The sequence below is a fragment of the Nocardioides sp. genome (assembly GCF_024509035.1).
In the GTDB taxonomy this organism is placed as follows: domain Bacteria; phylum Actinomycetota; class Actinomycetes; order Propionibacteriales; family Nocardioidaceae; genus Nocardioides.
Window position 1 is genome coordinate 1 of record NZ_JANINT010000077.1, and the last position, 9148, is coordinate 9148.

The 9148-nt window shown below is 70.4% G+C and carries 8 protein-coding genes; all 8 read right to left on the bottom strand.

The features are described 5' to 3' along the window. Positions 1 to 49: 49 nt before the first annotated feature. The gene (locus Q0L15_RS06570) at positions 50 to 1081 is read right to left on the bottom strand and encodes a hypothetical protein (protein ID WP_296603108.1); all 1032 of its coding nucleotides are present in this window, start codon (positions 1079 to 1081) and stop codon (positions 50 to 52) included. After that, a complete protein-coding gene (locus Q0L15_RS06575) occupies positions 1078 to 2538 on the bottom strand; it encodes a substrate-binding domain-containing protein (RefSeq protein ID WP_296603109.1) in 1461 nt (486 codons plus the stop codon). Before Q0L15_RS06575 ends, Q0L15_RS06570 begins: the two co-directional genes overlap by 4 nt. Continuing rightward, positions 2538 to 3701 carry a hypothetical protein gene (locus Q0L15_RS06580; protein ID WP_296603110.1) on the bottom strand — a complete coding sequence of 388 codons (1164 nt, stop codon included), beginning with the start codon at positions 3699 to 3701 and terminating at the stop codon, positions 2538 to 2540. Before Q0L15_RS06580 ends, Q0L15_RS06575 begins: the two co-directional genes overlap by 1 nt. Continuing rightward, the gene (locus Q0L15_RS06585; RefSeq protein WP_296603111.1) at positions 3698 to 4675 is read right to left on the bottom strand and encodes a hypothetical protein; all 978 of its coding nucleotides are present in this window, start codon (positions 4673 to 4675) and stop codon (positions 3698 to 3700) included. Before Q0L15_RS06585 ends, Q0L15_RS06580 begins: the two co-directional genes overlap by 4 nt. Continuing rightward, the gene (locus Q0L15_RS06590; protein ID WP_296603113.1) at positions 4675 to 6336 is read right to left on the bottom strand and encodes a hypothetical protein; all 1662 of its coding nucleotides are present in this window, start codon (positions 6334 to 6336) and stop codon (positions 4675 to 4677) included. The genes Q0L15_RS06585 and Q0L15_RS06590 overlap by 1 nt, the downstream gene beginning before the upstream one ends. Further along, the gene (locus Q0L15_RS06595) at positions 6333 to 8480 is read right to left on the bottom strand and encodes a glycosyltransferase (protein WP_296603114.1); all 2148 of its coding nucleotides are present in this window, start codon (positions 8478 to 8480) and stop codon (positions 6333 to 6335) included. The genes Q0L15_RS06590 and Q0L15_RS06595 overlap by 4 nt, the downstream gene beginning before the upstream one ends. Continuing rightward, positions 8477 to 8752, bottom strand: a complete 276-nt coding sequence (locus tag Q0L15_RS06600; RefSeq protein WP_296603116.1) for a hypothetical protein — start codon at positions 8750 to 8752, stop codon at positions 8477 to 8479. Before Q0L15_RS06600 ends, Q0L15_RS06595 begins: the two co-directional genes overlap by 4 nt. Before the next feature lie 214 nt (positions 8753 to 8966). Continuing rightward, on the bottom strand, positions 8967 to 9148 hold a 182-nt coding region (locus Q0L15_RS06605; protein WP_296603117.1), incomplete at its 5' end, for a hypothetical protein.

Below are 9148 nucleotides of genomic sequence, written 5' to 3' on the forward strand. Positions count from 1 at the left end.
CCGCTGATCAGGCCGAGGTGCTCAGGCCGAGGTGCTCAGGCCGAGGTGCTCAGGGCAGCGGCGTGGCCGCCACCTCGCACACGTTGAGCTCGGGCTTGGCGACGCTGTTGGACTTCACGTACGACGACAGCACCCAGCCCTGCTTGACGCCGTCGACCGACCACCAGATCCGCATCATGCCGTTGCCCGGCAGGTCCACCGGTCCGAGGCGCCCGGTCACGGGGTCCCACCCCAGGTCCTCGTAGCGCTCGACGTGGTCCTGGACCCGACCCTCCTGGGTGATGTACTCGTAGTCCATGTAGGACTCGGGGTCGTCGGTGACCAGCGCGACGGACCGTTCGCCGCCGCGCCCGGTCTCGCAGCGCAGCTCGGCCTGGCCGAACCCGGGGATCGGCGTCGAGCTGGTCTGCTGGGTGGCGGCCTCGTCGTCACCGTGCCAGCTCAGCCCGAACTGCTGGCTGGAGTCGGTCCGCAGGGCGAGCGTCATCTTGCAGAACTGGCTGCCCGGGTAGGCGAACCGCTCCCAGTACCAGGTGAGCTTGAACGACGTCGCGGGCACGGTCAGCGGCCCGCCGCCGGGCTGGTTGCGTCCGGGGCGCTGGCTGATGACGCCGTACGCCGACCCCTTCGCGAAGTCCTCGATCGGTGTCCACTGGTTGAGCCCCTCGTGGGCCTGGGGCCCGGTGCCGCCGGTGCCGTCGTCGGAGGCGGTGTCGTAGGTGTAGATGCGGACGTTCTTGACCGCGACCACGTCGTTGCCGTTCTTGGTCTCGAACTTGGCCAGCCACATCTGGCTCTCGGCGCGCCGGTTGCCGGCGCGCAGCCGGATCATCGTGGCGTTCGGACGGCACACGAGGTCGACCTGGCCGATGCCCGGCACGTCGGCGGTCTTCTGGTACTTCGGCCGCTTCTGGTACCCCTGCCACTTCACCGTGATCCGCTTGGTCTGCTGCACCGAGCGCTGGTGGGCGGAGGACGACGAGCCGGTGGAGCCGGCGTACGTCGGGGCGACCGCGACCGCCGGGAGGACCAGCAGCAGCGGAGCGGCGAGCGCTGCGAGCCGGGTGGCCCACGTGTTCATCGCGCCGGCTTCTCGCTCTGCACCGGCTGGCTCGGCTTGGCGGCGTTGTCGTCGGGGACATAGAGCAGCGGTGCCTGGTCGCCGTTGAGCCAGGCCCGCTGGATCCGGACGGTCTCGTCGGGCAGCGCGACGAGCCGAGCGGACTCGGCGTCGGCCTGGGCGTGGTCGATGTAGTGGCTGAGGAAGTCGCGTACCTCGGCCCGCACCAACGAGCGTGTCGTCGTGGTGATCAGCAGCTGGCGCGCCAGCGGGTACTCGCCGCTGGTGATCGTGCGCTGGCTCGGGAAGATGCAGTTGCGCTGCCCGTCGGGCATCGTGATCTCGAAGGGCCGCAGCTGGTCCTCGAACAGCTCGTAGTAGCTGAAGCGGAAGTAGGCGACGTGGCCGCGGTAGGCCTCGTAGAGCCGGCGGGCCCCGTCGGTGTTGCGGTAGAGCTGGTCGACCTGGTCGTAGCGCAGCTGCACGGCGTTGAGCCGGTTGCGGGCCGCGGACCGGCGCTCGAACGCCTTGTCCACCCGGCGCTGGTCCTTGGCCTTGTCGGCCGGCGGCCGCTCGTCGCGGATGCCCTTGGCGCGCTCGGCCAGGGCGATCTCGAGCTCGGCACGCGCCGCGGCCATCTCGGTCCGCGCGTCCTGAAGGGCCTGGTTGGCCTGGGCCCGCCGCCGGCTGACGTCGTCGAAGCGCGCCGCCCGGAGCTCGAGGGTGCGCTTGCCGACGACGAACTGGCGTGCCTCCTCGTCGTTCTCGGCGAGGAAGTAGTCGGACCGCAGGTCGACCTGGGAGGGCTCGGGGGCGCCGAGCACGTAGCGGCCGAAGAACCCGAAGCCGTTGTTGTCGGGGTTGGGCCCGCCGACCTTGAGCGGCACGTCGTCGAAGCCGAGCGGCTCCTGGCTCCAGTTCGTCAGCGGCGACCCGGCGCGATAGAGGTCGCGGACCTGGTCGACGGTCAGGCAGTCGGCGCCCACGTCCGTCTCGGACTTGATCGCGACCACGATCGCCTCGGCGGCGACCTGGAACTGCACCACGTCGAGCCCGACGGCCTGGCAGGCCTCCCACTCGGCGCGGCTGATCGGACGCGCCGAGTCGACCAGGTCGATCCGTCCGGCGCACAGCTCCTGGAAGGCCTGGTCCTCGCCGTTGTCGGCGACGTTGACCTGGGCCGCGTCGGTCGTGGTCTCGTAGCCGTCGATCTCGGTCGGCGTCATCGACCCGCTCGTCGATCCGTCGATGTCGACGACGCCGGTCGGACGGGTCGGCAGCGCGGCGTAGGCCTTGGCGATGTCCTGCTGGCGCAGCTTGTTCTCGCGGAACTGGTCGGCCTGGTCGCGGCTGACCCGCTCGGTCGCCTGCTGCGAGGGGTCGGAGCAGGCGGAGAGCAGCCCCAGCGACACCGCGGCGACGGCGAGCGAGGCGAGCAGCGGCCGTCCGAGCGAACGGTTCGACAGGCGCTTGCGCATCACTGGACCGCGCCCCCTTCGGTCGGGGAGGCGGACGGCGAAGCACTCGGGCTGGCACTGGGGTCGGCGGCGGTCTCGTCCTCCTCCGGTGGGTAGCGGTAGAGCTGGCCCAGCGGCATGACCTCGAAGTCGTCGAGCGTGAGGCCCTGCAGCTCGTTGCCCCGGATCAGCCCGCCGGTCACGTCGCGCTGGGCGTAGAGCGTGGGCACCGCCGCGCGGTCGACGACGATGGCGCCGTAGGTGCGCAGGCAGGCCACGATCGCGTCGGCCAGCCGCTGCTGCTGCTTGCTGAGCTTGATCAGCTTGCCGGTCCGCGGGTCGCGCGGTGCGGGCAGCACCACGTCGCGCTTGAGCCGGATGCGGGCGCCCTCGGGCAGCGAGCGCATGCGCCCGTTGCCGTCGGTCGACGACGCCGGCTGCACGAAGACGCCCGCGGCGGGCCCGGGCACGCTGATCGCGAGTGCGTGCTGGATCTCTCCGGACTCCAGCTCCCCGGCGCGGATCAGGCCCGCGAACAGCGGCAGGCCGGACCCACGGGCACCCTCGGTGTGCGGCTCGCTGTAGCCCGGACCGTTGAGGTCCCACTTGCGCATGTAGTTGTAGGAGATCGTGTCGTCGGCCTCCCGGCGCGCTCGCCACAGGTCGTAGGCGACCGAGGCCGAGGTGTCGAACACGGTGTACCAGCCGTCGTAGCGGGGATCCGGGTCGACGTCGTCGGGGATGTTGAGGACAGTGGTGTCCTCGCCGTCGCCGCACACGAGCTGGCGGCAGACCAGAGAGGTGGGCCGGCCGCCGGCGACGACGGGCACCGTCCATCGCACGGTGTTGATGTAGAGCCCGGAGTTCACCATGTCGCGGCGTTGGATCGTCGTGGAGCCCGGGCCCTCGATGACGCCGAGCCGCTCGTGGGCGAACTGGATCATCTGGTCGGACCTCGCATCGACGCGCGCGGTGTCGATGCGGCGGTTCCACGGCGAGGTGTCGTTGAAGAAGCGGCGCTCGGGCACGACGACGCCCGGGGACTGGGTGGGGTCGACGGTGACGACCACGTCACCGGACGGCTTCTTGGCGGCGCCGTCCCCGGCGCAGCCGGCGAGCAGCACCGTGCACGCCGTGGCCAGGGCGACGGCGTAGTGGGTGCGGGTCGGACGTCGTGTGCTCATCGGGATGACCCGGTCTCTCTGGTCCGCGATCGCGTGAGCGAGGACTCCGTCGTGTCGGCGACGCGGGAGATCGCGTCGCTGAGGACCGCCAGGTGGTGGCCGTGGTCGTCGGGGTCGTCGTCGAGGTCGTCGAGCTCCCCGGCCCGCATCCGCGCAGCGGTGATGATCGCGTGCGCCTCACGGCGCGACTGCAGGCGGATCAGCTCGGCGTCCAGCTCGGCCTGGGCGGTGACGAGCTCGTAGCGGCGGGTCGCCTCCAGCTCCATGGCCTCCAGGTGGCGCAGCGTCGCCTGCTCGGCCGCCTGCATCCGGCTGATCACGCTGTGGGCGATCTCCTCGACGGTGCGGGCGAGGTCCAGGGGAGGCGCCACGGGTGTGCGGGCCTGGCCGGCCTCCGGCTCGGGCGCCGGCTCGGGCGCCGGCTCGGGCTCCGGCTCGGGCTCGGGCTCGGGCTCCGGCTCGACCACGGGCTCCGGCTCGACCTCGGGCTCCGGCTCGACCTCAGGCTCCGGCTCGACCTCGGACTCGGGCTCCGGTTCGGGCTCGGGCTCCGGTTCGGGCTCGGGCGCCTCGACGACCGTGAGCGGCTTGCGAGACGGGCGCTGGCGACGTGCCCGCGGCGGGGCGGCCTGCGGCTCGGGCTCCTCGACACCCTCGGGCTCCGGCTCGAGGCCGGCCTCCGGCGCCGGCTCGCTGATTGGCGCCGGAGTGGGCTCCGGCACCCGGCGCAGCGTGGTCCTCGGCTCGACGGTGCCGGGCGGCGGGACCGCCGGCTGGCTGGATGACTGGCTGGACGACTGGCTGGACGACGGGCCGGACGACTGGCCGGTGAGACGTGCGGCCCGGGTGGGCGGGACCTCGGTGGCGAGCGCGCCGGTGAAGTCGACCTGCCCGATCCGGGACTGGTCGGTCAGCGCGGACAGCACGTCGTCGACCGACGGCGGGGGCGCGATGCGGGGCGCGTCGTCGACCATCATGACTCCCCGAACTGCCCGGTGGTCACCCCGCCGGGCTTGTAGCCGGCCGGCACGCTCACCAGGACGTAGCGCGGCGTGCGGAAGACCACCTGGAGCTGGGCGTCGGAGCCGGCGGCAGCGTCCGCGTAGAGCTTGGTCACCAGGTCGCCGTTGTCGCTGGTGGACATGAGCAGGTAGAGCACGCCGTGTGCTGCGGGGTCGCGCAGGGCGATCTTCCACGGACCGTCGCTCTGGTCGATGCGGTCGAAGAACCACTCGGGGTGGCCGGTCAGCATCATGACCGCGTAGGTCTGGGCGTTGTCGGTGAGGATCGAGTTGTCGCGCGAGACGTTGTTCGAGATGTACTCGGCCATCGCCTGCTCGGAGAAGATGCCGACCTTCTCCCGGGCCAGCGTCTCGGCGCCTTCCTGGGACTCGCCCGTGGTGATCGCCGCCGCGAACGGTGCCTCGAGGTTCTGGTAGCGGTAGGTCTTCATCGCCTGGATGGTCCACGGGATGCTGATCACCAGCGCCACGACGAGCAGCGCGGCCACGAGGGTGCTGCCCTCGTCGGCCGATCGGGCGAGCCAGATCGCCCCGATCATGCTGATCAGCAGGATCGGCAGCGCGTTGCGCATGAGCATGGGGGAGTCGGTCAGCCGGAGCACGACAGCCGCCGACGGCATCACGATCGAGGCGCCGAGCATCACGCCCAGCCAGAGGGCGAACGGGTTGCCGCGGGCGACCCCGGCGAAGACCAGGGCGGGCAGCACGATGATCGCGATCGGGGCGCCGTACAGCACCAGCTGACCCGTGGCGCGCAGCAGCTCGACGGCTGAGAAGGTCTCGAGCCCGCCCGAGGCGGCGGCGTCGCTCGACCGGGTGATCCAGGCGAAGGGGCGCAGCAGCAGGATGAAGTTGAACACGGTCCACAGCGCGATCACGTACACCGTCGGTGAGGCGAACCCGACCACGGTCCCCTCCACCTCGGTGCCGTCGGCTCCCAGGCGGGCCAGGATGGCGCCGATCATGATCGCGCTCAGCACGAAGAACGTGAGGCTGGTGTAGCCCGCGATCGACGCGATCGAGAACGCGATGCCCGAAAGCATCACGAACCGGACGTCTGCGGTGATGTACCAGGCGAACAGGCCACCGAGTGCGGTCACGACCAGGGCGATCCAGACGAAGTGCCGGGTGCCGGTGGTCGCGTAGAGCAGCACCATCGGGTTCGCGCCCAGGGCGAGGAGGACCGCATAGCGCAGGGGGCCGGCGATCAGCGCGCGGCGCATCATCGTGTTGAACGCGACCATGGTGAACGCGGCGAAGATCGCCGAGGCCAGCGGTACGACGGCCAGCGAGGTCACCAGGCCCCGGAAGATCGCCAGCGGGGCGATCAGGAGCGTGGCAAGGGGTGGGTAGTCGAAGCCGATGGCCGAGAGCTTGGCCGGGTCGTTGTGCCACACCATCAGCGCGCGGTTGAGCCGGTCGAGGGTCTCGAAGCCGACCACGTGCATGTCGACGACGACCCAGTAGCCGAACCAGGTGTAGCCGATGGTGAAGAACGCGAAGACCAGGGCGCTCTCCCACCAGCGGCGCTCGATGTCGTTGGGGCGACGACCCACGAGCTGGACGACGCCGCTGAGGCGGTCCTTCGTGTGCACGACCACCGGGGTGCTCATGAGTGTCCCTCGTCGAGACCGTGCTCGGTCTTCTCCCAGTAGAACGGGTTGGTGAAGAGCTGGATGAACCCCTTCCAGGCGGCCCAGCTCATCAGGCCCCAGTAGAACGGCGAGAGCAGTGCCGTTCGGGTCAGGCCGAACTCGCCGCGGTGCAGGCTGCCGGCGACGTTGAGGTAGACGAAGACGAAGTTGCCGACGAAGAGCAGGGCGCTGGCGGCGTAGAAGATCATGCCGGGGAACAGCTGCTCGATGAACCCGGCCTGGGTGAACACGTACAGCGTCGTCAGGGCCCAGAAGATCGGGTTCAGCAGCAGCACGAACGCGCTGCCCATCGTGAGGTTGAAGCTGAGGAAGCCCTTGAGGCCGGTCTGTGCGAGCAGCTGGAACGGGTTGCGCATGTGCACGAGCCAGGTCTGGATGTAGCCCTTGTTCCAGCGGCTGCGCTGGCGGATCCAGTTCGGGACCTGGGAGTTGGCCTCCTCGAGCGTCGTCGAGTCGATCATCGCGGTGCGGTAGCCCTCGCGGTGGAGCCGGATGCCGAGGTCGGCGTCCTCGGTCACGTTGAAGGGGTCCCACGCGCCGAGCTCGCGCAGCTTGTCGGTCACGAAGTGGTTGGACGTGCCGCCGAGCGGGATCGGGGACTCGGCCGCGCCCATGGCGGGGAGCACGAGCTCGAAGTGCATCGAGTACTCGTTGGCGAACCAGGCCGTGAGCATGTTCTGGTCCTGGTTGAAGTGGTTGAGCTTGGCCTGCACGCACACCACGTTGCTCGCGACGCGGCTGAACGCGATCACGGCCTTCTTGAGCTGGTCGGGGTCGGGCCGGTCCTCGGCGTCGAAGATCACGCAGAACGACCCCGTCGCGAGCTGCAGGCCGTAGTTGCAGGCCTTGGGCTTCGTCTTGGGCTGGCTGTCGGGCACGACCACCAGGTGGAAGTGCGGGGGCAGCTGCATGTCGCGGATCTTCTGGACGGTCTCCTCGTCGTCCTCCTCGCAGAGGAGCTTCACGTCGAGGCGGGTGCGCGGGTAGTCGAGCGCGTTGATGTCGCGGACCAGGCGCGGGACGATGCCCGCCTCCTTGTAGAGCGGGACCAGGATCGTGTAGATCGGCAGGCGCCGCTCGTCGATCGCGGCGATCTCCTCGTCGGTCACGTCGGTCTCGAGGTGGGTGCCCAGCGCTCGCAGGGTGAGGCGGAACTTATAGAACGACACGACGAGGTAGAGCAGGCTGCAGGCGCCGACGACCGCGATGGCGGTCGGCATCGGCCAGATCACCGCGCACACCACGACGAAGATCGCGGTGATCACGAGGCCGGCCTTCTGGCCGCCGGAGATCACCACGTGTGCCGACTCCTCGGGCCTGGTCTCCATCAGCAGCCGGGTCGAGACCTCGGCGTAGTGACGGGCGTGCACTCGCTGGATGAGCTGGTCGAGGTCGGTGCGGTTGGCGAGCAGCTGACGGAACGGGGAGCCGAGCGCCTCCTCGACCTCCGCCGACTGCTCGGCGTCGAGCGGGCGGGCGACCGCGAGCAGGACCAGGTCGTCGGTCGCGGCGACCGGGATCGCCTGGAACGCGTGGGCCAACGGCTCCGGCAGCCGGCGGGCGACCTCGAGGTCGGGGGTGAAGTCGGTGAGTCCGACGCGCTGCATCTGGTACATCTCCGACAGGGCGGCCACGAGGACGTCCTCGGTGATCGCCTCGTGGGAGACGAGGATGTCGCCCAGCGGGTCGCCCGTGCGGGAGTACTCGAGCATCGCGCGCTGCAGCTGCTCGTCGGTGATCAGCCCGCTGCGGGTGAGCATCTGCGCCATCTGCATCCGCGAGCGGCGGGCCTCCGGCGACTCGACCTCGGTCTCCTGAGGCGGGTAGACCGAGTCGATCGCGCCCACGATCTCGTTCACGGTGTGGCGGACCAGCTGCACCGGACGGTCGATCCGCTCGGCGACCACGTGGGCGGTGATCGCGTCGTCGGCGTCGGCGGCCGCGACGAGCACGGTCCCTCCGGCCGACGCATAGGGCATCACCCGGAAGGTGCGGCAGATGCCCTCCGGGATGAGGTGGCGCAGGTCCTGGTCGACGCCGTCGGTCAGTCGTGGTTGACGACGGGTCTCGGTGCCGGTCTGCCCGGTCTGGGTCGTGGTCACGGTGCGGTCCCCGATCCGAAGCCGATGGCGCCGTGGGCGGCACGTCCCGGCGACTCGGTGTGTCCTGATGCGCTCGCGGGGGTCGACGGCTCCGCGGTGCGCTTCTTGGTGCTTCGCGGCCGCATCACGGCGTAGGCGAGGTAGGCGAGGCCGAGGGCGACCAGCGGCGCGATGAGGAAGGACAACATGGCGACCACGAGGATCGCGAGCGTCAGGACCATGCCCACGACGGCGGCGCCGACCGACTTCGTTGCCGGGCGCGACGAACCCATCTGCAACGACATGATGCTTCCCCCCTGCTCGGGTACCCCACCACCGGTCCCGAGCCCTCTTGCGGGCTCATGGTGGCACGCCCCCTCGCGTACCGTTCACCGATTGGTGGACTCCTCGAATGCCTACGCTAGTTGGCCGCAACGCTCCGTAGGGGCGGTCTGGTCCAGCGTTGACGGACTGTGGACCGATCGTTGATCGGACGTTGACCGGCTGTTACCCAGTCGGCGACGGGGACGACGGTCTCGCCGCGGGGAGGTGGCCGAGCAGCCACGTACGAGCCTGACGGCCGTACGCCGTGGGCCGGCCGCTCTCGTCGGTCACCAGCGCCATCGGGTCGGCCGGGTGGTCGGCCCACACCCAGAAGAGCGCCCCGAGGCTGTGCTCGTCGGCCCAGG

Bases quoted from the DNA above. Each gene is read 5' to 3' on its own strand.
- Q0L15_RS06570 (WP_296603108.1), bottom strand. From the start codon at position 1,081: ATGAACACGTGGGCCACCCGGCTCGCAGCGCTCGCCGCTCCGCTGCTG.
- Q0L15_RS06575 (WP_296603109.1), bottom strand. From the start codon at position 2,538: ATGCGCAAGCGCCTGTCGAACCGTTCGCTCGGACGGCCGCTGCTCGCC.
- Q0L15_RS06580 (WP_296603110.1), bottom strand. From the start codon at position 3,701: ATGAGCACACGACGTCCGACCCGCACCCACTACGCCGTCGCCCTGGCC.
- Q0L15_RS06585 (WP_296603111.1), bottom strand. From the start codon at position 4,675: ATGGTCGACGACGCGCCCCGCATCGCGCCCCCGCCGTCGGTCGACGAC.
- Q0L15_RS06590 (WP_296603113.1), bottom strand. From the start codon at position 6,336: ATGAGCACCCCGGTGGTCGTGCACACGAAGGACCGCCTCAGCGGCGTC.
- Q0L15_RS06600 (WP_296603116.1), bottom strand. From the start codon at position 8,752: ATGGGTTCGTCGCGCCCGGCAACGAAGTCGGTCGGCGCCGCCGTCGTG.